The following is a 23,101-nucleotide window of genomic DNA, read 5'->3' on the forward strand; positions in this document are numbered from 1 at the left end:
GGGGCGGGCAAGGCGCGGTCTCGAGTCGCGATTCTCCGGCCCCTGGCCGGGACGACTCCTCGCAGCCGCCGTGTTGCTTGCGAGCGGCAGTGCCGGTCTTGCCTATTCCGACGACCCGATGGCCGTGGTGGACACGGTGGGCCGCGCGTCCGGATTTCAGGTCCGGTACGTGAAGCTCACCGGCCAGAAGGAGACGTCCGACAGCGCGATCGTCGCCTCGGTCGGGCTCGACCCGGACGCCTCGATCTTCACCGTCGACGTCGCCTCCACCCGCCAGCGCATCGAGGCGCTGCCGTGGGTGACGGCGGCCACCGTGCGCAAGATCTTCCCCGGCACGCTCGACGTGTCGATCGAGGAGGCGTCGGCCTATGCCCGGTGGCGCCTCGACTCCGAGGAAGTGCTGATCGCCGAGGATGGAACGATCCTCGCCTACGAGGTTCCGGCCCGCTTCCGCGCGCTGCCGCTCGTCGCCGGTCGTGGCGCGAACGAGAAGGTGCGCGAGATCGAGGATCTCTTGACGAAATTTCCCGAGTTCAAGGCCCGCACCGTCGCCGCGCTCTACGTCAACGAGCGCCGCTGGGATCTCAAGATGGACACCGGCGCGACCGTCCGCCTGCCGCAGGACGACCCGCGCGCCGCGCTCGACCGCCTCACCGACATCGAGGCGGAGGGGGCGCTCCTGGAGATCGGCCGGATCGTGGTCGACATGCGTCTCAAGGACCGCACCTCGGTGCAGCTCGTTCCGCCGTCGGCGAAAGAGCTCGAGGCCAACAAGCCGCTGAACGATCGCCCGGACACGGCGCCCGTCAGCGATCCGTTGGCCGCAGCCATCGCGGGGGCGCGGTTTTGAGCATCATCCATCTCCCCCGCCGCGTTGATCAGGGCCGCTGCCATGTGGCGCCCGGCCGCTCCTCGACCGTGTGCGTGCTCGATGTCGGCACGACGAAGATCGCCTGTCTGATCGCCCGGCTGCGGCCCGGCCAGGAGGCCGAGCTTCTCGCCGGACGCACCCATGCGATCGAGGTGATCGGGTACGGCTACCAGCAATCGCGCGGCGTGAAGTCGGGCACGGTGATCGATCTCGACAAGGCCGAGAGCGCCATTCGTCGAGCGGTGGACGCCGCCGAGCAGATGGCTGGCGTGACCATCGAATCACTTATCGTGACTCAGACCGCAGGGCGCCTCGCCTCGGAGGCCTTCGGCGCCAAGGTCGATCTCGACACCGGGACGGTGCGCGAGGCGGACATCCGCAGGGTGCTCGCTGCCTCCGGCCGCCACCAGATCAAGGACGGGCGGACTGCCTTGCACGCGCTCCCTATCGGCTACACTCTCGACGGGCAGGATGGCATTCGCGATCCCCGCGGGATGGTCGGGGACGTGCTCGGGGTCGACGTCAATCTCGTCACGTCGGACCGGTCGGCGCAGGACAATCTCGCCCTCGCCATCAACCGCTGTCATCTCGACGTCGACGGCATCGTCGCGACGCCCTACGCCTCGGGCCTTGCCTCCCTCGTCGACGACGAGGGCGAGCTCGGCGCGGTGTGCGTCGATATCGGCGGGGGCACCTCGTCGATCGCGATCTTCGCCGACGGCAACCTCGTGCATGTGGATGCGATCGCCATCGGCGGCCATCACGTCACGATGGACATCGCCCACTGCCTCTCGATCCGCGTCGACGAGGCGGAGCGGCTGAAGACGCTCCAGGGCTCGGCGATCGCGGCGACGCGGGACGAGCGGGACACGATCACCATCCACCCCGTCGGGGAGGAGGATGGCTCGGCCCCGCAGTCGATCCCGCGGCTGACGCTCAACACCATCATCCGTCCGCGGGTCGACGAGATCCTCGAACTGATCCGCGACCGGCTCGTCGCGTCCGGCTTCTCCGGCCGCATCGGGCGGCGCGTGGTGATGACGGGCGGCGGCAGCCAGCTCACCGGGCTGACGGACGTGGCCCGCCACGTGTTCGGCCGGCCGGTGCGCCTCGGGCGACCGCTCGGCGTGAAGGGGCTGCCGATCGCGGCCCGCGGGGCGGCGTTCTCCGCCGTCATCGGACTGCTGATCTATCCGCAGCTCGCCCCTGCGAGCCTCTTCGAGGCCCAGGGCAACTCTACCGGCTACTTCGCCCGCATGGGCCGATGGCTGCGCGAGAGTTTTTGAGAATCGACCCGGCCCTCCAGGGGCCGGCACTGAAGCGCCCGGTTCGGGCATTGGGACGAGACACGGGAGACAATCATGTCGTCCATTAATTTGAAGACGCCCGACCTGACTGAGTTGAAGCCGCGCATCATGGTGTTCGGCGTCGGTGGGGCAGGGTGCAACGCGGTCAACAACATGATCGAGGCCGGGCTCGCGGGGTGCGACTTCGTCGTCGCCAACACCGATGCCCAGTCGCTCAACCTCTCCAAGTCGGAGCGGGTGATCCAGATGGGCATCGCGGTGACCGAAGGTCTCGGCGCGGGCTCTCAGCCGGACGTCGGCCGCGCGGCCGCCGAAGAGGTGATCGACGAGATCGCCGACCACCTGTCGGGTTCCCACATGGTGTTCATCACCGCCGGCATGGGCGGTGGCACGGGCACCGGTTCGGCGCCGGTCGTGGCACGGGTGGCTCGTGACCAGGGTATACTGACTGTCGGTGTCGTGACGCGGCCGTTCCAGTTCGAGGGCGCCCGCCGTGCCAAGCTCGCCGACGCGGGCATCGAGGAACTCGCCCAGCACGTCGACACGCTGATCGTGATCCCGAACCAGAACCTCTTCCGGATCGCGAACGCGCAGACCACCTTCGCCGACGCCTTCGCGATGGCCGACCAGGTGCTCTACTCGGGCGTCGCCTGCATCACCGACCTGATGGTCAAGGAAGGCCTCATCAACCTCGACTTCGCCGACGTGCGCTCCGTGATGCGCAACATGGGCAAGGCGATGATGGGCACGGGCGAAGCGTCCGGCGAGGGCCGCGCCCTCCAGGCCGCCGAGGCCGCCATCTCCAACCCGCTCCTCGACGAGACCTCCATGAAGGGCGCGCGCGGCCTTCTCGTCTCCGTCGTCGGCGGCAAGGACCTCACCCTCTTCGAGGTGGACGAGGCGACGACCCGCATCCGCGAGGAAGTCGACGACGACGCCAACATCATCTTCGGCGCGACGTTCGACGATTCGCTCGAGGGCGTGATCCGCGTGTCGGTCGTGGCGACCGGCATCGACCACAGCCCGGCCGGCGTCGAGACGGAGCCGCAGGACAAGCGCGTCGTCTCCTTCGCCGAGCGCGCGACCAAGAAGTCGGCCCCGACGCCGGGCACGGCCGTCGCCCTCGCCGATCCGGGTGAAGCGGCGCTCGCCGCCGTCGCCGCCGGTCTCGAGGATTTCGAGGCCGACCTCGAGCCGGTCGAAGAGGCGGAAGTCTACGACGACGCCGATCTCCTCGACGCGGACGTGGTGGAAGAGGAAGAGCTGGTCGCCCCGGCTCCGCAGATCGCGCCGGAAGCCCCGGTGGTCCGCTCGCGCAATCTCGACGAGTCCCGTGACGCCTACAACTATCACGAGGCGGACGGCCGTCGCCCGATGGGCCTCCTGCGCCGCATCGCGAGTGGTCTCTCGCGCCGCGACGAAGAGGACGAGGCGGACTACGCCGAGGTCGAGCCGCGCGCGTCCCGCCGCCGGACCGTCCAACAGGCCCGCCTTGCGGCCCCGCAGCGCGAAGAGCGCCGCCGCCTTCCGGCACCGAGCGACGACCGCTATATGGATGAGGCGATGGACGAGACCCCCGCGCCCCGTCGCGCCCGTCCGAAACCCGAGGTCGCGCAGCGCCGTCCCCGTCCGGCCGACGCGGAGCCGGCCTCCCGCACCCGTCCCGCGGCGCGCTCGCTGGACGACGATCAGCTGGAGATCCCCGCATTCCTGCGTCGTCAGGCCAACTGATCGAAGCCACCAGGCTTCGCGAGCCGATTGAGCTCAGCGGCGTCGGCGTCCATTCGGGCGCCGGCGTTTCGCTTGTCGTAAGGCCCGGCGAGGACGGCATCGTCTTCCGCCGGACCGACACGGGCGGCACCGTCCGCGCCGACTGGCGCAACGTTACCGCGACGCGCCTCCAGACCGTGGTCGAGGCCGACGGCACCAGCGTCAAGACGATCGAGCACCTGATGTCCGCGCTCGCCGCGCTCGGCGTGCGCGACGCGATCGTGGAGATCGACGGGGCCGAGGTGCCCATCATGGACGGCAGCGCCGCGCCCTTCATGGACGCGCTCGCCCCCGCCATCGAGCCGGCGCCGCCGCGCGAGGCGGTGCGGGTGATGCGCCCGGTCGCGGTCCGCTCCAAGGACGCCTTCGCCGCCTTCCTCCCCTTCGAGGGCCGCCGCTTCGACGTCTGCATCGACTTTCCCGACGCGATCATCGGCGTGCAGCGCCTCACCTTCGACCTCACCGCCGAGGGGTTCGCCCGCGACATCGCGCCCGCGCGCACCTTCGGGCGGCTGAAGGATGTCGACATGCTCCACCGCAAGGGTTACGCGAAGGGCGCCTCGCTGGAGAACGCGGTCGCCGTCGACGGCGCGCGCGTCGCCAATCCGGAGGGGCTGCGCTTCCCCGACGAGTTCGTGCGCCACAAGCTGCTCGACGCGGTGGGGGACACGGCGCTCGCCGGTCGGCCGATCATCGGCCTCTACCGGAGCCACAAGGGTGGGCACCGGCTGAACTACCAGCTCCTGCGCGCGCTCTTCGCGGCGCCGGAGAACGCTAAAATTGTTGCGTAATTGAAACAGTCTTGGCTGTGACCTATTGACGACACCCTCACATGCCTCGTGTGCGTTGGCTCATCAACGCGGCGCTGGTATGAGGTTTTGCTGTAAGAGTTGGAGTTGGTCCTATGCTGAAGCAGTATGCCCGGCCGCTACTGGTCGTCGTGGTGCTGGCCATCGGCGGCTGCGGCAACAAGGTCGTGAACGTCGAGTTCGAGGACCTGCCTGCGGACCAGCTTTACAATGAAGGTCTCGTCCTCATGAACGCCGGCGACTATCGCACCGCGATGGTCAAGTTCGAGGAAGTGGACCGCCTCCACCCCCACACCGATCTCGGCCGCAAGAGCCAGGTGATGCTCGCCTTTGCCAGCTACTCGCGCGGCAACTATCAGGACGCGATCAACTCGGCGAAGCGCTTCCTCACCCTCTATCCGAGCCATCCGGACGCGCCCTACGCGCAGTACATCATCGCCAACTCCTACTATAAGCAGATCCCGGACGTGACCCGCGATCAGGCCGAGACGGAGAAGGCGCTCAACGCGTACAAGCAGCTCCTCGAGAAATATCCGGATTCGGAATACGCCGAGGATGCGCGCAACAAGATCCAGGCGACCACGGATCAGCTCGCCGGCAAGGACATGGAAATCGGCCGCTACTATCTGGAGCGGGACGATAACCTCGCCGCGATCAACCGCTTCCGCATCGTGGTCGAGAAATACCAGACGACCCGGCACGTGGAGGAGGCCCTGTTCCGCCTCACCGAATCCTACTATGCGTTGGGCCTGACGCAGGAGGCGCAGACGGCCGCCGCGGTGCTCGGGCACAACTTCCCGCAGAGCCGCTGGTACCACGACGCCTACTCGCTGCTGCAGTCCGGCGGCTTCTCGCCGAGCGAGTCGGAGTCGAGCTGGATCAGCAAGGCGTTCAAGGGCTTCAAGCTGCTCTGACGGCAACCGTCGACGGAGCGACCGGGCGGCGGCCGGCGAGCCGCCGCATCAGTTTTGGGAGAAGGGCGTTCCCGTCCGCCGCCGGCGCGGACCGCGCCCGAGGGATCAGGCGCGCGTGCTCTCACGGCTTTCTGTCCGCAACATCGTTCTGATCGAGGCGCTCGACCTGACCTTCGAGCCGGGCTTCACCGTTCTCACGGGCGAGACCGGCGCGGGCAAGTCGATCCTCCTCGATGCGCTGTCGCTCGCGCTCGGCGCGCGCGCGGACGCGAGCCTCGTGCGCACGGGCGAGCCGATGGGCTCCGTTTCGGCGACCTTCGCCGTCGCGCCGAGCCACCCGGCCTTCGTCCTCCTCGACGAGGCGGGCATCGCGCGCGACGACCTCATCATCGTGCGCCGCGTGCAGAACGCGGACGGCAAGGGCCGCGCTTTCGTCAACGACCAGCCGGTGAGCGTCGGGCTCCTGCGCTCGCTCGGCACGCTCCTCGTCGAGGTCCACGGCCAGCACGCCGATCGCGGCCTCGTCCAGTCCGCCAACCACCGCCGCCTGCTCGACGCTTATGGCGGGCTCATCGGCGAGGCGGGCCACGTCTCGGCCCAGTGGCAGCGGCTGAAGGATGCCGAGGAGGCGCTCGCCGCGCACGAGGAGAAGCTCGCCGCGGCGCGCGAGGAGGCGGACTTCCTGCGCGCGGCGGTGACGGAGCTCGAAGCGCTCGACCCCGAGCCCGGCGAGGAGGAGCGCCTCACCGCGAACCGCCAGTCGATGGCGGCGGCGGAGAAGGTGGCGGGCGATCTCGCGGAAGCCGCCGGCAGCCTCGAAGGCGCGCGCTCGCCGATCCCGACCCTCGCGGGCGTCCTGCGCAAGCTGGAGCGCAAACGCGACGGGGCGGAGGAGCAGCTGAACCCGGTGATGGACGCGCTCGCCGCCGCGCTCGATTCGCTGGAGGAGGCGCGCTCCACGATCGCCGAGGCGCAGCGCTCGCTCGACTACGACCCGCAGCAGATGGAGGGCCTCGAGGAGCGCCTCTTCGCGCTGCGCGCCGCCTCGCGCAAGTTCAAGACGCCGGTCGATGATCTCGCGGACCTTGCCGCCCGCATGGCCGACGAGCTGACCGACCTCGATGCCGGTGAAGCGCGGCGCGACCAGCTCGCGGCCGAGGTCGCCGGCGCGGAGCGCGCCTACCGGGAAGCAGCGAGCGCGCTGTCGGAGCGCCGGCGGGCCGCGGCCACGTCGCTGGAGGGCGCGGTGAAGGCCGAGCTCACCCCGCTGAAGCTCGACAAGGCCACCTTCATGGTGCGCCAGGAGAGCGCCGCGCCGGGGCCGGAGGGCATCGACCAGGTGGCCTTCTGGGTGCAGACCAACCCCGGATCGCCGCCGGGCCCCATCATGAAGATCGCCTCCGGCGGCGAGCTCTCGCGCTTCCTCCTCGCCCTCAAGGTCTGCCTCGCGGACAAGGGGTCGGCCTCGACTCTCATCTTCGACGAGATCGACACTGGGGTCGGCGGCGCCGTCTCCGACGCGATCGGCGCGCGCATGGCCCGCCTCGCCGAGGCCGTCCAGGTCATCTCCATCACCCACGCCCCGCAGGTCGCGGCGCGGGCGGAGAGCCATCTCCTCATCGCCAAGGCCCACGGCAACGGCGCGACCACCTCCACGAGCGTGCGTCCGCTGGAAGGGGAGGCGCGGCGCGAGGAGATCGCCCGCATGCTCGCCGGCGCCACCATCACCGACGAGGCACGCGCCGCCGCGGACAAACTGATCAGCGCATAAGTCGCCCTTCCGGGACGACGCGCGCGAAACTTCGCGTATGGTGTCGGCGGCTCAAGGAGGGGGTGTCCGATGCGTTCGTTGTGCGTCGTCGCGTTTGCGCTGCTGGCCGGTCCTGCCCTCGCGTCCGGGACGACGGACTGCGAGGCGCCCGAGGATCCGGCGGTCTTTGTCCACCTCTCCACCACGCGCGCGGGCGGCGACATTCTCGGCATCCTGTCCGCCGAGTTCGAGGCGGAGGGCCAGGCCTGGTCGACTGTGGAGGCCGAAGGGAAGACCCCGCTCCTGATCGCCCATTCCTTCCTCGATGCGCGCACCTTGATCGCGGAGTTCACCGATCCAAATGTCGAACGCATCGCGGTGTCGCTGCGCCTGCAGCGCGGGGCGACGGAAGATTTCTATGCGGAGGCCGGGGTTCTCCTCATCGAAGGGGTCGGGGCCTGGGCCGTCACCTGCATTGATGGCTGAGGCAAGAGGACGGCCGTGACCGACGACACGATCAAGGCGCGCCACGCCGCGCTCGCCGCCGAAATCGCCGAGCACGACAAGCGCTACTTCCAGGAAGACAACCCGTCCATCTCGGACGCGGATTACGACGCGCTGCGCCGCGAGCTGGAGGACATCGAGTCCGACCATCCCGAGCTCGCCGACGGGTCGATCACATCCGGCATCGGCGCGGCCCCGTCGGGCGCGTTCGCGACCGTCGAGCATCCGGTGCCGATGCTGTCGCTGAACAAGGCGCTCGCCGAGAGCGAGGTCGCCGACTTCATCACCCGCGTGCGCCGCTTCCTGCGCCTCGGCGCGGACGACCCGCTCGCCTACACCGCCGAGCCGAAGATCGACGGCCTCTCGATCAGCCTTCGCTACGAAGCGCGCAAGCTCGTCGTCGCCGCGACGCGCGGGGATGGCGCGCAGGGCGAGAACGTCACCGCCAACATCGCCTATGTCGACGCCGTGCCGCAGACGCTCGGCAAGGACGCGCCCGACGTGTTCGAGGTGCGCGGCGAGATCTACATGACCCACGCCGACTTCGAGGCGCTGAACCGGCGACTCCTGGAAGACGGCAAGCGCCCCGTCGCCAACCCCCGCAACGCGGCGGCCGGGTCGCTGCGCCAGGTCGATGCGGCGAAGACCGGCGACCGCCCGCTCCAATTCTTCGCCTATGGGTGGGGCGAGGTGAGCGTGCTGCCCGCCGACACGCAGGAGGGGATGATCGCGGCGCTGAGGGCCTATGGCCTCCCGGTCAACCCGCTGACGCGCCATTGCGAGAGCCTCGACGAACTGTTGGCGGCCTATCTCGCGGTCGAGACCGAGCGGGCGAACCTGCCCTATGACATCGACGGCATGGTCTACAAGATCGACCGGCTCGACCTGCAGCGCCGGCTCGGCGAGCGGGAGCGGCGGCCGCGCTGGGCGATCGCGCACAAATTCCCCGCAGAGCGCGCCATCACCGAGCTGGAGGCGATCGAGATCCAGGTCGGGCGGACGGGCGCGCTGACGCCGGTCGCGCGGCTCCTGCCGATCACCGTCGGCGGCGTCGTCGTGCGCAACGCGACGCTCCACAATGCCGACGAGATCGCGCGGCTCGACGTGCGGCCGGGCGACACGGTGGAGATCCAGCGCGCCGGCGACGTCATCCCGCAGGTCGTGCGGGTCTTGAAGGAGAAGCGGCCGAAGGGCACCGAGCCCTACGTCTTCCCCGACCATTGCCCCGTGTGCGGCAGCCAGGTGGTCGCGGAGATGAACCCGCGCACCGGGCGGCCCGACGTCGTGCGCCGCTGCACCGGCGGCCTCGTGTGCGAGGCGCAGCAGGTCGAGCGGCTGAAGCACTTCGTGAGCCGCGCCGCCTTCGACATCGAAGGCCTTGGCGCGAAGCAGATCGCCGCCTTCCACGCCGAGAAGCTGATCAAGACGCCGGCCGACATCTTCACCCTCGCCGCGCGTGACGCCGCGCGGCCGGAAGCGGAGCGCCTCGTCAACAAGGAGGGCTATGGCGAGACGAGCGTCCAGAACCTCTTCGCCTCCATCGAGAGCCGGCGCACGATCTCGCTGCGGCGCGTGATCTACGCGCTCGGCATCCGCCGTGTCGGCGAGATCTCCTCGCGCGTGCTGGCGCTCCACTTCAAGACGTGGGAGGCATTCCGCGAGGCGATGGGCCTGCTCGCGACCGCCGCGAAGGAGCGGAGCGCGCGGGAGGAGGCGATCGCCAAGGGCACTTCGCTCGACGACGTCGCCGGATGGAGCGAGGCGGCCGAGAAGGGCCTTGCCGTGCGCGCGGAGCTGGAATCGATCGACGGCCTCGGCGCGGTCGTCGCCGACGCGCTGGAGGCCTTCTTCGGCGAACAGCACAATATCGACGCAGTGGACGACCTCGCGGGCGAGATCAACGTGGAGGACGAGGTGGCGCGCGCCGTCGACTCGCCAATCGCCGGCAAGGCGATCGTCTTCACCGGCTCGCTGGAGGGGATGACGCGCGACGAGGCGAAGGCGCGGGCCGAGGCGCTCGGCGCGCGCGTCGTGGGGTCGATCTCCAAGAAGACCGACATCGTCGTCGCGGGGCCGGGCGCGGGCTCGAAGCTCGCCAAGGCCCAGGCGCTCGGGCTCGAGATCTGGGACGAGGAATCCTGGATGAAGAACGCGCGGGGCTGATCCCCGCGCGGGCGACGGCTCAGGCCTTCGCCTTGCCCTTCGTGCGCAACACCTTCGCCCCGGCCATCAACTCCTTCTCGATGACGTGCATCAGGTGGATGTCGTGGCCGTTGGCGGTGGTGAGGAGCTCCCGCAGGTCGGGCGCGAGGCGCGCGGGCTGGCGCAGGCGAAAGCCGCGCGGCTCGATCGTCCCGCTCGGCAGGTCGAGCGCCTTGCAGAGCGCCTCGGTGAAGGCGCGCGGGTGGTCCGGATGGCCGACGAGGAAGGGCCGCTCCTTGAGCGCCGCGAGCGCGCTCGCCGCCGACACCGTCTCCCCGGCGGGGGTGAGGGCGAGGGTCGTCCCGTTGCAGAACTGGCCACGGAGCGGGTGCTGCTCCTCGATCATCTCGCGCAGCGTGAAGGTGTGCGTGACGGCGTGGAAGGGGTGGTTCGGATCGCGCGAGACGCGCTCCCACATCGTCACCGTCCGCGCGACCGGGTCGGACAGCATGATCGCGAAAAGGTCGACCTCGCCGAGCTTCTGCGTGCAGTTGAGGCCGAACGGGCCGCCGAGGATCTTGGGCCTCGCCTCGCCGAGGCCGGACTCGCGCAGCACCTTGATGCGGAGCGTGCGCCCGACCCAGACGACGTCCTCCTCGGCCATCGCGGGGGTCAGCATGTCGTAGAGGGTTCCGCCGGGGCCCATCGGCACTTGCAGGTAAACGATCACACCACGCTCTTCATCAACGACCATCATCATACGCCGGGGCCCGCCGGGCGGCGAAATCCCCTGCGGGGCGGCATTCCTTAGCGTGCTTTGGCGCCGAGGGGAATCGACCGGCGCAATGTCCCGCCCAGCCAGCCGCCGGGGTGCGGCGAGTCGTCCCTCTCCGTGGCGCGCCGCGTGCCTCTCGACATCGCCGCGAACGCCGCCACCTGTGTGTGCCTGACACGACTTGCATTCTTCGTGTTGACATTGTCGTCGGGCGATCACATACGAGCGCCCAGAGGGGCCGTAGCTCAGTTGGGAGAGCGCTGCAATCGCACTGCAGAGGTCAGGGGTTCGAATCCCCTCGGCTCCACCAGCCAGCTGACAGCGGGGCGTCCTTCCCCTAAAGTTCGCGCCGACCATCGACGTGGGGAAGAATGCGCGAACTCTTCAGCCTCAACGGGAAACGAGTCTGGGTTGCCGGCCACCGCGGTATGGTGGGCCAGGCGATCGTCCGCCGTCTCGCCGAGGAGGGCTGCTCGGAAATCCTCACCGTCTCGCGCGCCGAACTCGACCTTCGTGACCGCGCGGCCGTGAAGGCCTGGCTCGCCAAGCACCGCCCGGACGTGGTGTTCGACGCCGCGGCCCGCGTCGGCGGCATCCTCGCCAACGACACCTATCCCGCCGATTTCCTGTTCGACAATCTGGAGATCGAGACCGCGATCATCCGCGGCGCGTTCGAGGAGGGGGTCGAGCGGCTGATCTTCCTCGGCTCGTCCTGCATCTATCCGAAATTCGCCGAGCAGCCGCTGCGCGAGGACTCGCTCCTCACCGGCCCGCTGGAGCCGACCAACGAGTGGTACGCGATCGCCAAGATCGCCGGCATCAAGATGTGCCAGGCGCTGAACCGCCAATATGGCGCGCGCTACATCTCGGTGATGCCGACCAACCTCTACGGCCCGGGCGACAATTTCGACCTCCAGTCCAGCCACGTGATCCCCGCCCTGATGCGCAAGGCGCACGAGGCGAAGGCGGCGAACGCCGACCACATGGTGATCTGGGGCTCCGGCACGCCGAAGCGCGAGTTCATGCACGTCGACGATTGCGCCGCCGGCATCGTCCACGCCGCGAAATATTATGACGCGTTCGAGCACCTCAATATCGGCATCGGCGAGGACGTGACGATCCGCGAGATCGCCGAGCTTGTGATGGAGACGGTCGGCTTCGGCGGCCGCCTGGAGCTCGACACCTCCAAGCCCGACGGGACGCCGCGCAAGCTGATGGACGCGTCCCGCCTGATGGCGCTCGGCTGGCGCCCGCAAATCAGTCTTCGCGACGGCCTCAAATCAACCTATGAGTGGTTCGTCGAACACCACGCCGCCGTGGCCTGACCCCACACCGGACCACTGATTCCTATGAGCATCACTGTCGCGACGGTCGCCCTCAACGCTGCCGAAGACCTTCCGATCACGCTCGAAAGCATCATTGCGCAGGACCATCCCGATATCGAGCTGCTCGTCGTCGACGGCAGCAGCTGGGACCACACGCACGAGATCCTGGATCTCTATCGCGATGACATCGACCGGCTCGAGATCATCGAGGATGCGGGCATCTTCGACGCGATGAACCGGGCCGCCGAGTTCGCGTCGAAGGACTACATCATCTTCCTGAATGCCGGCGACCGCTTCTATACCGAGCGCTCGCTGTCGAAGATCTGGGAGCGGCGGCGCGAGTCGGCCGACATCATCTTCGGAAACCACGTCTATCGCGCCGGCGGCGTCGACCGGTTCGAGGCGTCGAGCGATTTTCACGACCACATGGCGCAGCTTCGCAAGGGTGAGCTGACGGCCTCCTGGCTCTCCCACTTCCCGGCGCACCAGGCGACCTTCACGCGCACCTCGCTCCTGCGCCAGGAGAAGTACGACACGGCGCTGCGCATCTGCGCGGACCACGACTTCCTCCTGCGCGCCGTCTACAAGGGCGCCGAGCCGCAGTACATCGACGAGATTGTCAGCCACTATATGGGCGGCGGCTTCTCGGCCCAGCGCACGGACCTGTGCCGGCTCGAATGGAACGCCGTCTATCGCCGCTATTCGGAGCGGCCGGAGGCGATCGACCGCTTCTTCTATCGCGACCACTCGCCCTTCGCGCGCAAGCGCTCGCCGCTCGCGGGCGAGGTCCTCATGGGCCTCGAGGCGCCGCGTACCGACGAGGAGATCCTCGACTACGAGGAGGAGTTCGACTGGGTGGTCGGCTCGGGCCTGCGCCTCGTCAGCCCCGAGCACCGGGCCGCGACGGCGCTCCACATCAGCGGCTTCAACCATTTCGCCTCGCAGACGGTCGAGGTCGTCGACAACGGGCGCGTCATCGCGCGCCAGCGCGTCCCGACCGGCGAGTTCCACACCGAGGTGAGCTTCGGCCGTCCGGTCGAGCCCGGCACCATCATCGACCTCATCCCGTCGGACTCGGTGCGCCTGCCCGAATCCTCGGTCATCGCCGCCTTCGCGCTGTCGGAGCTGCGCTTCGAGATCGAGGCGGAGATCATGCCGCGCGCGGTGAACGACCCGATCTTCTTCACCGTGCAGACCGCGCACGAGACGGAGAATTATCTGATGTCCGGCTGGTGGACGCCGGAATCGACGCACGTCTGGTCGAAGGGCGACAGCAGCGACCTGAAGCTGTCCTCGCTGGAATCGGTCAGCGCCCTCGCGATCCGTGCGCGCGCCAACCCGGCGGTGCCCGGCCAGACGCTGCAGATCTCGGTCAACGGCAAGGTGGTCGGCGAGAGCGGGACGACGAGCGGCAGCGAGTTCTATCTCGTCCTCCCCGTCGCCCAGCATTGGCGCGGCGCGGGCTACGCGAACCGCATCACGCTGCGGCCGTCCCGCGCGTCGAATGTCGGCGCGGACCATCGCGTCCTCGGCGTGTCCCTCGTGAGCGTGGAGCTCAAATGACGCAGCAATTTCTTGCGATCCGGACGAGCCGGGGAGTGGCGCGGTGAAGATCTGTTTCGTCGGACACACCTTCCACGGGCGCACGAAGTCGAGCGCGTTCATGCAGGACATCCTGCGCGGGCTCGGCGACCTCACGGTGCTGAACTCCTCGCCGGACGATGCGGGGGTCTCGGACGACGCGATCATCGAGCACTATCTCAACAACACCTACGACCTGTGGGTCTTCTGGCAGACCGAATATGTCGCCGCGCGGCTCATCCCGCTTGGCCTGCGCAACGCGGTCATCGCGCCGATGTATGACGGCGCCTGGGCGCGGCCCGACGCCTTCTTCCAGCAGTTCGTCACCTGCCGCTTCGCGTCCTTCTCGCGCGAGCTGCACAAGCGCCTCCTGACGCTCGACTGCCGCTCGGCCTGCTTCGAATATTGGCCGGAGCCGGGCGAGGCGATGGAGCGCTCGTTCGACCGCACCAAGTGGTCCGCCTTCTTCTGGGAGCGCCGCCCGCAGGAGACGCCGAACGCGCGCACCGTGATCCAGCAGTGCCGCACGCTCAGCATCGGCAAGCTGCACCTTCACGCCGCGCCCGACTTCCCGAAGGACGCGCTCGGCGCGCACGGCTACCGCTTCCGCGAGAAGGTCAACGGCGTGAACGTCACCGCCACGACCTGGTTCGAGGATCCGGGCGAGTATCACGCGGTGAGCACGACGCCGCTCTTCTACTTCGCCCCGCGCCTCTATGAGGGCATCGGCATGGCGACGCTGGAGGCGATGGCGCGCGGGCAGATCGTGGTCGCGCCCGACAAGCCGACGGCGAACCAATATATCGGCCAGCTCTCGAGCGGGATCCTCTACGACCCGGCGCGGCCCTACGCGCTGCCCATCGTCAACGAGACCCAGGCGGCCGAATTGTCGCGTGCGGCACGCACGCGCGTCGCGCGCGGCCGCGAGGAGTGGGAGATGGATCGCGAGCGCCTCGTCTCGTTCCTCCTCGAAGACGGACGGCGCTGGGCGAACACCGATTTGTCTGCCCATTTCGGAAACAGACTTCGCCGCGCGGTGCGCGATCGGCGGTTGAAAGGTGCGAAATAAGCGGTTGGATTCCAGCTTTGCGAAAGCTTAAGCTGGTGGAATATCCGAGAATCTATCATTCTGACCCTTGAGGGTGCAGGCCCGCGCCGTACTTGCGCCTTTGAGCGGAGGATTGGTGACATGATGGAAGCGGACGTCACGCGCGATCGCGAACGGATCAAGGCCTGGGCAGAAGAACGAGGGGCGCGGCCCTCCGTTGTGACCGACACGGCCAACAACGGTCGCGACGGCGCCATTCTGAGATTTGATTTCGGGAAGAAGGACGACTCGCTCAGCGAAGTGAGCTGGGCCGAGTTCTTCACGATCTTCGATGACAACAAGCTCGCCCTCGTCCTGCAGGACAAGACGAAGGCCGGGAAGGTGAGCCGGCTCTGCCGCTTCGTCGACGCCGAGGCGCACGGCCTCTCCGTCGAGGCGCCGAAGGCGGCGCCCGCGGCGAAGAAGGCCCCGGCCAAGAAGGCGGCAGCCCCCAAGGCGGCAGCGAAGCCCGCGAGCGCGAAGAGCGCGCCGGCGAAGGCGCCTGCCGCGAAGGCGAAGGCGGCGCCCAAAGCCGCGCCGAAGGCTAGCCCCGCGAAATCCGCGACCACGAAGAGCGCGCCGGCAAAGGCCGCCGCCACGAAGGCCGCACCGGCAAAGGCTGCTGCCGCGAAGGCGTCGCCTGCAAAGGCCGCCGCCGCGAAGGCCGCGCCCGCGAAAACCGCTGCTGCGAAGGCCGCGCCGGCGAAGGCCGCGACCAAGTCCGCGGCGAAGCCTGAGGCCGCGAAGAGCGCCCCGGCAAAGGCGAGCGCCCCCAAGGCCGCGGCCAAGTCCGCCGCGCCGAAGAGCGCCCCGAAGGCCGCTGCGAAGCCCGCACCGGCCGCCCCCGCAGGCGACCCGTCCGAAGCCGTGATGCTGACCGACCACGACGCCATCAAGGCCTGGGCCGATGCGCGCGGCGGACGGCCCGCCGTCGTCAGCGAGACGCAGGGCAAGGGCAGCGGCGGCGTTCTGCGCCTCGATTTCGGCAAGCCCGATCCGAAACTCTCCGAGATCGGATGGGACGAGTTCTTCAGCACCTTCGACCAGAGCGGTGTCGCCTTCCTTTGTCAGGAGAAGACGAAGGCCGGCAAGATCAGCCGCTTCAACAAGTTTGTGGAGCCAGCGATGACGTCAGCGCCCGCTGCGAAGGCACCGGCCAAGAAAGCCACCGCGCCGAAGGCCGCGGCGGCGAAGTCCGCCTCGACCACGACGAAGTCGCCGCCTGAGAGGGCCGCGAAGGCCCCGGCGAAGCCGAAGGCCGCCGCGAAGGCCCCCGCCAAGGCGGCCGCGACGAAGACCCCCGCCGCGAAGGCCCCGGCCAAGGCGAAGGCGAGCACGGCGAAGGCCGCGCCGGCCAAGAAGTCCGCGCCGAAGGCTGCGGCGGCGAAGGCCCCCGCGGCGAAGGCGAGCGAGCCGGCCAAGGCCGCGACCGCCGAGAAGAAGGCGCCGGCGAAGAAGGCCGCGCCCGCGAAGGCCGCGACGAAGGCGGCCCCCGCCAAGGCCGCGACGAAGGCCAGCCCCGCCAAGGCCAAGGCCGCTCCGAAGGCCGCGCCCGTGAAGGCCGAGAGCGACACCGCGAAGGCTCCGGCCGCCAAGTCCGCGCCGAAGACCAAGACGGCGGCGGCCAAGGAGGCGGCGAAGCCCGCGGCCGCGACCGCGGCGAAGAAGCCCGCCGCCAAGAAGCCCGCCAAGCCGAAGGCCAGCTAAAGCCGCTCTCGCTCGACCGGGCTCGAGAGAGCGGGAAGCCGCTCGGGCATTGACGGCCGGATCACCCGGTCCGCGCTCGATCGGGCGCGCGATGATCTGACCGGCCATCCGCACGCGGCCCTCGTGGCCGCGAACGGTCCAACAAAAAACGGCGGCCCGCTCGGGACCGCCGTTTTTTGCGTTCTGTGCCGGGCGGACCGCCCGGCCGACTGGCAGGCGCCGCCCGGAGGCGACGCCCGCGCGGGGCGGTGATCAGGCCGCCATTTCCTTCTCGAGGCGCTTCGCGACCGAGTCGAGGAAGCCGGTGGTCGACTCCCACGCCTGGTCCGCGCCGACGAGGAGGGCGAGGTCCTTCGTCATGTGGCCGTCCTCGATGCAGCCGACGGTCGCCTTCTCCAGCGTCTCGGCGAAGGCCTTGAGGTCGGCATTGTCGTCGAGCTTGGCGCGGTGGGCGAGGCCACGCGACCAGGCGAAGATCGAGGCGGTCGAGTTGGTCGACGTGTCCTGGCCCTTCTGGTGCTGGCGGTAGTGGCGCGTCACGGTGCCGTGCGCGGCCTCGGCCTCGACGGTCTGTCCGTCCGGGGTCATCAGCACCGAGGTCATCAGGCCGAGCGAGCCGAAGCCCTGGGCGACGGTGTCGGACTGGACGTCGCCGTCATAGTTCTTGCAGGCCCAGACATAGCCGCCCGACCACTTCATCGCGGAGGCGACCATGTCGTCGATCAGGCGGTGCTCGTAGACGAGGCCCTTCTTGTCGAACTCGGCCTTGAACTCGGACTCGTAGATGGCCTGGAAGATGTCCTTGAAGCGCCCGTCATAGGCCTTCAGGATCGTGTTCTTCGTGGACATGTAGACCGGGTAGCCGCGCAGGAGGCCGTAGTTCAGCGAGGCGCGGGCGAAGTCGATGATCGACTCGTCGATGTTGTACATCGACATCGCGACGCCGGGGCCCTTGAAGTCGTAGACCTCACGCGTCTCCGGCTCGCCGCCTTCCGGGGTGAAGGTGACGGTGAGCTTGCCCGGACCGGGGACGACGAAGTCGGTCGCGCGATACTGGTCGCCGAAGGCGTGGCGGCCGATGATGATCGGCTGCGTCCAGCCCGGAACGAGGCGCGGGACGTTCTTGCAGATGATCGGCTCGCGGAAAATCACGCCGCCGAGGATGTTGCGGATCGTTCCGTTGGGGGAACGCCACATTTTCTTCAGCCCGAACTCTTCGACTCGGGCCTCATCCGGCGTAATGGTGGCGCACTTGACGCCGACGCCGTGCTTCTTGATGGCGTTGGCGGCGTCGACGGTCACCTGGTCGTCGGTGGCGTCGCGGTGTTCCATGCCGAGATCGTAGTATTCGAGCTGGATGTCGAGATAGGGGTGGATGAGCTTGTCTTTAATGTACGCCCAAATGATGCGGGTCATCTCGTCCCCGTCCAGTTCCACGACGGGGTTTGCCACCTTGATCTTCGCCATTCCAGGACCTTGCGCGTTGTACGATTGGGATTGCCGCGATAGCCGCGGCCTGAGTGGCGTTTAGCATGGTCGACCTGATGGGGGAAGCAGCCGGAGCCCCGCCGGCCATCGTTCTTGTCGAGCCCCAGCTCGGCGAAAACATAGGGACGGCCGCGCGCGCGATGGCGAATTTCGGCGTGACCGACCTGCGGCTCGTGACGCCCCGCGACGGCTGGCCGAACGAGAAGGCCGTCTACGCCTCCGCGGGCGCGGTCCACGTGATCGAGAATGCGCGCGTGTTCGACACGCTCGACGCCGCGATCGCCGACCTTTCCTTCGTGATCGCGACGACGCGTCGCCCCCGCCACATGACGAAGCGCGTGGAGGGGCCGGCCGAGGGGCTCGCCGAGCTGACCGCCGTCGCGCGCGCCGGCCACGGCACGGGCATCCTCTTCGGGCGCGAGCGCTGGGGGCTCGAGAATGACGAGATCGCGCGCGCGAACATCATCGTGTCCTTCCCGGTGGATCCGACCTTCGCCTCGCTGAACATCGCCCAGTCGGTGCTCCTGATGGCGTACGAGTGGCGCCGCATCGCCGCCGCCGCGCCGACGCTGCCGGAGCCGAAGAACCCGCCCGCGACGCGCGAGGAGGTGACCGGCCTCTGGGAGCACTTCAAGCGCGTCCTCACCCCGACCGGCTATTTCCGCCCGCCCGACATGGCCGAGAAGATGGAGCGCAACCTCCTCCTCCTCCTCTCCGACGCCAACTGGGACCGCCAGCAGGTGCGAACCCTGCGCGGCGTGCTGGGACATATCGAGAAGCCGCGCGGGGAGGGGGATGACGGGGAGGGGTGATGGATCGAGGGATGCAATGATGTTCGCACGCACCGTCCATCCGGGCGCGGTCCTGAAGGAGGAGTTTGGCGAAGCCGGTCTTTCCGTCGCCGCGTTCGCGCGTCAGATCGCCGTGCCCCCCGACCGGATCCGCCAGATCATGGCCGGCAAGCGCGCGATCACCGGCGACACGGCCCTGCGCCTCGGCCACTGGTTCGGCATGGAGCCGCAATTCTGGCTGAACCTGCAAACCCAGCACGACCTCGCGCAGGCGGCGAAGGATGCCGGCGAGGCGATCCAGCGCCTGCCGACGCGGCTGCGCGGAACTCCATCCTAGCGTTACCCCGTCACCCTGGAGGGGGGCCGATATCCATCTCATCCCGGATCACACACGTGACCAGGTCGACACGGATCGCGCCGTACGTCATTGGCTGGGCCGTCCCATAGTAAGGGAGCATGAGGCACCAGACGAACAGCAGCGCAATTGCGGTCTCGAGCGCGTCGAAGGCGGGGTCGCGCGAGAAGGTAATCAATCCGACCGCTTGGCCAAGTTCGGCGAGTTTGTCATTCGCGCTCTTGTCGAGGACCGAGTCGACGAATGCGCGTGGATCCAACTGGCGGTTGTCCGCGAGACGAAGCCACTCCACCTTGGCGAAGCCTTCATCACCCCCGCCATTGTACCGGCACCGCAATTCGACGACGCCGACTTCTCGCGCGAGCTTGACGAAAAACTGCAGCAATCTGAGCTGTGCCTCGGTCTCCTCAACGCTGCTAAAGCGAGGTGGTATCACCGATGGGTTGAGTGTACCGGTTGTCACGTCGGCAAATGACAATGGACTGGGATTGCCGCCGAGTTCGGGCGGTGTAAGGTATTCTGGATCAGAATAAATCGGCGGTGGAAGTTTTTTGTGAAGTTCTAATAGATCGAACGTCTGATTTTTTGCGATCGAATCCATGATTAGCTTATCATAGGCTTCTTCAATTTCGTCAGCATTCGTTTCTTCATAAGTATAAGGCAAAGTATTCTCCATTCATTGACAGAGAACCTGCATAAATTCGTTTTCGGAATGGGCTGCGGCCGACGAAGCGATCCATCCCAAAGGAGACAGCCGTGGCTCATCCCTATCAGCATGCCGTTCGCTCGAGCCGGCTGTTCGGGGGCGTCCCCGAGGACTACCTCGCGATCCATGCCTGGTTTGACGAGAGCAAAGCGCATTTCGCTGATCTGCGCCATCGCGCGTTGCGCCATCACAGCGAAGGCATTTTCCTGGCCGAGGCGACGTTTGGCGTCACCGTGACGAACAGCGACGGGAAGGTCGTGCCCGTTCGCACGGTCGGGGAGCAGCACGTTCTCGACGATCTCGGATGGATCCCGAGCGTGAAAGATTGGCTCCAGCACATTCAGTTCCAGCCCTGGATGGGCCGAACGCCCTTCCGCCCGAGCAGCGATCAGGCCGGTGCGGAAAAGGCGGAAGAGGCAGGTGAGGCGAGCCGGACGCAGCCCGCCTAGCCAAGCCCCCGCAGCCCGCGGATCGGCAGATCATTCTCCTGCGTGCTGATGATCCCGTCGAGGAGGACGTCGAGGTCGGGGCGGCAGGAGGCGGTGTTCGAGACGCTGAGGATGTGGATCAGCCCGTTCGGGTTGATCACGAAGAGGCCGGGCTCGGCGAAGGGGCGGTCGGTCTCGGTCGGGGAACGCGGGTCGGAGATGTAGAGGCCGAGCGCCTCCATGTCCGCGAGCGACAGGGAGTGGCCGATCCCGAAGCGCCAGCCGAACTCGCGGAAATCCGCCTCGGCCTTCTCGCGCGGATCGGCCGAAGTCGCGACGACGCTCACCCGACGCGCGGTGAACGCGTCGAGCAGGCTGTCGAGCTTGCTGAGGTAGGTCCTGCAGCGCGGGCAGTGCCGGCCGCGATAGACGACCAGCATCGTCCAGCCCGGATAATCGAGGCCGAAATGCCGGACGGTGCCGTCCAGCAATTCGACCTTGATGGGCGGCATGGGATTTCCAGGCCGCGCCGGGATCATGACCAGGGCTCGGAGAGGCGGGTCGCGACGTGGCCGATGCCCTCGAACGTCGCCACCACGAGGCCGGGGCCGGTCGGTGTCGGCGCCGTGTGGGTGCCGGTCGTGATGATGAGCCCCGCGGGCAGGCGATGGCCGCGCTCCGACACGAAGCGGGAGAGGAAGGCGATGACGCCGAGCGGGTCGGGCCGGCCCTCCGCCGGAAGCGCCGGCACGATCGTCCCGTCGCCGAGCTTGGTCGTCACCGTTGCCGCGATCGCCTCCTCGAGCTTCTCGATCGGCATCAGCTCGCCGACGACGAGGAGGCCGCACGAGTTCATGTCGGCGATGTTCGAGGGAATGCCCATCCCCTTCTTGTCGACATAGCGCGTGTCGGCGATCTCGATCGCGAGGCGGATGCCCTTCGCGGCCGCGCGGACCTCTTCGCGGCTCACCGGCCCGTCGATATCACGGGCGAGCTCGATCGCGATCTCGGCCTCGGCCTCGGGCTTGTAGAAGCGGCCCGGCCCGAAGGCGGTGTCGGTGTCGACGATCATCTCCTCGAGGAGAGGGGCGACCGTCGGCGCGTCGATCCCGGCGGCCTTCTGGGCGCCGGGCGTCGTCTGGGCAAGCTTCCAGCCGATGATCTTGCCGCCGATTTCGCCGCGCACCTTGTCCTGCAGGTCGTAACCCTCGGCGACGGTGGCGGGACGGTTGTCGAGCCCGGCGAGCGGGCCCTCGCCGCGGAATGCCGCGGCGAGATTCTTGGCGTCTGACATCGGGATCAGGGCAGCAGGTAGCTGGTCTTGACGGTCGTGTAGAACTCCGCCGCGTACCGGCCCTGCTCGCGCGGACCGTAGCTGGAGCCCTTGCGCCCGCCGAACGGCACGTGCGGATCGACGCCCGCGGTCGGCAGGTTGACCATCACCATGCCGGCCTCCGCGTTCCGCTTGAAGTCGGACGCGTATTTGAGGCTCGACGTGCAGATGCCGGAGGAGAGACCGAACGGGGTGTCGTTCGCGGTGGCGAGCGCCTCGTCATAGTCCTTCACGCGGATCACGGTCGCGACGGGACCGAAGATCTCCTCGCGGTTGATGCGCATGTCGTTGGTGGTCTCGGTGAAGAGGGCCGGCTGGAGGTAGAAGCCGGGCGTGCCGCGGTTCAGCCGCTCGCCGCCCCAGGCGAGCTTCGCGTTGTCCTCGGTGCGGCCGATCTCGATGTAGTTCATGTCGGTGTCGAGCTGCTTCTGGTCGACGACCGGGCCGATGTGCGTGCCGTCCTTGCGCGCATCGTCGACGACGAGCGACTTCAGCTTCTCGATGCAGGCGTCGACGAACTTGTCGTGGATGCCTTCCTGCACGATGAGGCGGGAGGAGGCGGTGCAGCGCTGGCCGGTGGAGAAGAACGCGCCATTGACCGCGCAGTCGACCGCGATGCCGAGATTGGCGTCGTCGAGGACCACGAGCGGGTTCTTGCCGCCCATCTCGAGCTGGACCTTGCGCATATTCTCGGCGCACTTCATCGCGACGTGCTTGCCGGTGCCGACCGAGCCGGTGAAGGACACGGCGTCGACGTCACGCGAATCGAGGATCGCCTCGCCGACGACCGAGCCGCGGCCCATGACGAGGTTGAAGACGCCGTCGGGCAGGCCCGCGCGCTTCAGGATGTCGGCGATCGCCCAGGCGCAGCCCGGCACGAGGTCGGCCGGCTTCATCACCACCGTGTTGCCGTAGCAGAGCGCCGGGGCGATCTTCCAGGCCGGGATGGCGATCGGGAAGTTCCACGGCGTGATGAGGCCGATGACGCCCATCGGCTCGCGCGTGATCTCGATCTCGACGCCCGGACGGATGGAGGGGAGCTTCTCGCCCGCAAGGCGCAGCGCCTCGCCGGCGAAGAAGGAGAAGATCTGCGCGGCGCGGCCGGCCTCGCCGATGCCCTCGGCGAGCGTCTTGCCCTCTTCGCGCGCGAGGAGGTCGCCGAGCTCCTTGGAGCGGGCCATGATCTCATTCGCGGCGGCCTGGAGGATGTTGTGGCGCTGCATCGGGTTCGAGCGCGCCCACGAATACGAGGCGGCCTTGGCGGCGGCGATCGCCTGGCGCGTCTGCTCGGCGTCGGCGCGGGTGTAGCGGCCGACCACATCGTCCGTGTTCGACGGGTTGATGTTCTCAGATGCGTCAGGACCGCTCGTCCATTCGCCGCCGATGAGATTTTGGTGAAGGTCCATGGCGTCGTCCTATTCGTCTAATGGGGCCGGGTTGTAGGTGGCGGGTCCCCCG

21 protein-coding genes and 1 tRNA gene are annotated in these 23,101 nt (G+C 68.3%); 16 read left to right on the plus strand and 6 right to left on the minus strand.

Annotation, left to right across the window (positions count from 1 at the left end; all coding sequences use genetic code 11):
- The first annotated feature begins 70 nt into the window (after nt 1–70).
- The 8 genes from DBV35_RS04120 (at nt 71) to ligA (ending at nt 10,088) form a co-directional block, all read left to right on the plus strand.
- Nucleotides 71–850, plus strand: a complete 780-nt coding sequence (locus DBV35_RS04120; RefSeq protein ID WP_157961572.1) for a cell division protein FtsQ/DivIB — start codon at nt 71–73, stop codon at nt 848–850.
- Complete coding sequence (ftsA, locus tag DBV35_RS04125; protein WP_245943832.1) at nt 847–2,157, plus strand: cell division protein FtsA; 1,311 nt, start codon at nt 847–849, stop codon at nt 2,155–2,157. The genes DBV35_RS04120 and ftsA overlap by 4 nt, the downstream gene beginning before the upstream one ends.
- Before the next feature lie 75 nt (nt 2,158–2,232).
- Nucleotides 2,233–3,909: a cell division protein FtsZ gene (gene ftsZ, locus DBV35_RS04130; RefSeq protein WP_108658958.1), complete on the plus strand. Its 1,677-nt coding sequence runs from the start codon at nt 2,233–2,235 to the stop codon at nt 3,907–3,909.
- On the plus strand, nt 3,909–4,739 hold the full coding sequence (lpxC, locus tag DBV35_RS04135) for a UDP-3-O-acyl-N-acetylglucosamine deacetylase (RefSeq protein ID WP_281262228.1): 831 nt from the start codon (nt 3,909–3,911) through the stop codon (nt 4,737–4,739). The genes ftsZ and lpxC overlap by 1 nt, the downstream gene beginning before the upstream one ends.
- 113 nt (nt 4,740–4,852) lie before the next feature.
- Entirely contained in the window at nt 4,853–5,671 is an 819-nt protein-coding gene (locus tag DBV35_RS04140; RefSeq protein ID WP_108658960.1) for an outer membrane protein assembly factor BamD, read from the plus strand.
- Nucleotides 5,672–5,786: 115 nt separating this feature from the next.
- On the plus strand, nt 5,787–7,442 hold the full coding sequence (recN, locus tag DBV35_RS04145) for a DNA repair protein RecN (protein ID WP_108658961.1): 1,656 nt from the start codon (nt 5,787–5,789) through the stop codon (nt 7,440–7,442).
- 69 nt (nt 7,443–7,511) lie between these two features.
- Nucleotides 7,512–7,907, plus strand: a complete 396-nt coding sequence (locus DBV35_RS04150; RefSeq protein WP_157961573.1) for a hypothetical protein — start codon at nt 7,512–7,514, stop codon at nt 7,905–7,907.
- A gap of 15 nt (nt 7,908–7,922) precedes the next feature.
- Nucleotides 7,923–10,088 (plus strand): NAD-dependent DNA ligase LigA, encoded by a 2,166-nt coding sequence (gene ligA, locus DBV35_RS04155; protein ID WP_108658963.1) that lies wholly within the window; start codon nt 7,923–7,925, stop codon nt 10,086–10,088.
- A gap of 19 nt (nt 10,089–10,107) precedes the next feature.
- On the opposite strand, the gene DBV35_RS04160 is transcribed toward ligA, so the two are convergent.
- Nucleotides 10,108–10,797, minus strand: a complete 690-nt coding sequence (locus DBV35_RS04160) for a hypothetical protein (RefSeq protein WP_157961574.1) — start codon at nt 10,795–10,797, stop codon at nt 10,108–10,110.
- Between the two features lie 279 nt (nt 10,798–11,076).
- Here DBV35_RS04160 and DBV35_RS04165 point away from each other — a divergent pair.
- From DBV35_RS04165 to DBV35_RS31365, 5 genes are all read left to right on the plus strand, one after another.
- Nucleotides 11,077–11,152 (plus strand) — tRNA-Ala (locus tag DBV35_RS04165).
- Between the two features lie 61 nt (nt 11,153–11,213).
- Nucleotides 11,214–12,167, plus strand: a complete 954-nt coding sequence (gene fcl, locus DBV35_RS04170) for a GDP-L-fucose synthase (protein WP_108658965.1) — start codon at nt 11,214–11,216, stop codon at nt 12,165–12,167.
- Between the two features lie 24 nt (nt 12,168–12,191).
- Nucleotides 12,192–13,730, plus strand: a complete 1,539-nt coding sequence (locus DBV35_RS04175) for a glycosyltransferase (RefSeq protein WP_108658966.1) — start codon at nt 12,192–12,194, stop codon at nt 13,728–13,730.
- A 43-nt stretch (nt 13,731–13,773) separates the two neighbouring features.
- Nucleotides 13,774–14,817: a glycosyltransferase gene (locus DBV35_RS04180; RefSeq protein ID WP_108658967.1), complete on the plus strand. Its 1,044-nt coding sequence runs from the start codon at nt 13,774–13,776 to the stop codon at nt 14,815–14,817.
- Between the two features lie 120 nt (nt 14,818–14,937).
- Entirely contained in the window at nt 14,938–16,542 is a 1,605-nt protein-coding gene (locus DBV35_RS31365) for a hypothetical protein (RefSeq protein ID WP_342752346.1), read from the plus strand.
- Nucleotides 16,543–16,794: 252 nt separating this feature from the next.
- Here DBV35_RS31365 and DBV35_RS04195 read toward each other — a convergent pair whose 3' ends face one another.
- A complete protein-coding gene (locus tag DBV35_RS04195; protein ID WP_108658968.1) occupies nt 16,795–18,009 on the minus strand; it encodes an NADP-dependent isocitrate dehydrogenase in 1,215 nt (404 codons plus the stop codon).
- A gap of 65 nt (nt 18,010–18,074) precedes the next feature.
- On the opposite strand from DBV35_RS04195, the gene DBV35_RS04200 reads away from it, so the two are divergent.
- Together DBV35_RS04200 and DBV35_RS04205 are read left to right on the plus strand one after the other, a co-directional pair.
- On the plus strand, nt 18,075–18,842 hold the full coding sequence (locus tag DBV35_RS04200) for an RNA methyltransferase (RefSeq protein WP_108658969.1): 768 nt from the start codon (nt 18,075–18,077) through the stop codon (nt 18,840–18,842).
- Nucleotides 18,843–18,861: 19 nt separating this feature from the next.
- Complete coding sequence (locus DBV35_RS04205) at nt 18,862–19,158, plus strand: HigA family addiction module antitoxin (protein WP_108660543.1); 297 nt, start codon at nt 18,862–18,864, stop codon at nt 19,156–19,158.
- Between the two features lie 10 nt (nt 19,159–19,168).
- Here DBV35_RS04205 and DBV35_RS30125 read toward each other — a convergent pair whose 3' ends face one another.
- Nucleotides 19,169–19,840 carry a hypothetical protein gene (locus tag DBV35_RS30125; RefSeq protein ID WP_170134868.1) on the minus strand — a complete coding sequence of 224 codons (672 nt, stop codon included), beginning with the start codon at nt 19,838–19,840 and terminating at the stop codon, nt 19,169–19,171.
- Nucleotides 19,841–19,932: 92 nt separating this feature from the next.
- On the opposite strand from DBV35_RS30125, the gene DBV35_RS04215 reads away from it, so the two are divergent.
- Nucleotides 19,933–20,331: a DUF6915 family protein gene (locus tag DBV35_RS04215; RefSeq protein ID WP_108658971.1), complete on the plus strand. Its 399-nt coding sequence runs from the start codon at nt 19,933–19,935 to the stop codon at nt 20,329–20,331.
- On the opposite strand, the gene DBV35_RS04220 is transcribed toward DBV35_RS04215, so the two are convergent.
- The 3 genes from DBV35_RS04220 to DBV35_RS04230 are packed head-to-tail and all read right to left on the minus strand — an operon-like array spanning nt 20,328 to nt 23,049.
- Nucleotides 20,328–20,822 carry a redoxin domain-containing protein gene (locus DBV35_RS04220; RefSeq protein ID WP_157961576.1) on the minus strand — a complete coding sequence of 165 codons (495 nt, stop codon included), beginning with the start codon at nt 20,820–20,822 and terminating at the stop codon, nt 20,328–20,330. The two genes, DBV35_RS04215 and DBV35_RS04220, sit on opposite strands and share 4 nt — an antisense overlap.
- Before the next feature lie 23 nt (nt 20,823–20,845).
- Nucleotides 20,846–21,604 carry a 2-keto-4-pentenoate hydratase gene (locus tag DBV35_RS04225; protein WP_108658973.1) on the minus strand — a complete coding sequence of 253 codons (759 nt, stop codon included), beginning with the start codon at nt 21,602–21,604 and terminating at the stop codon, nt 20,846–20,848.
- A gap of 5 nt (nt 21,605–21,609) precedes the next feature.
- Nucleotides 21,610–23,049, minus strand: a complete 1,440-nt coding sequence (locus DBV35_RS04230) for an aldehyde dehydrogenase family protein (RefSeq protein WP_108658974.1) — start codon at nt 23,047–23,049, stop codon at nt 21,610–21,612.
- Nucleotides 23,050–23,101 lie beyond the last annotated feature (52 nt).

The sequence above is a fragment of the Acuticoccus kandeliae genome (genome assembly GCF_003073115.1).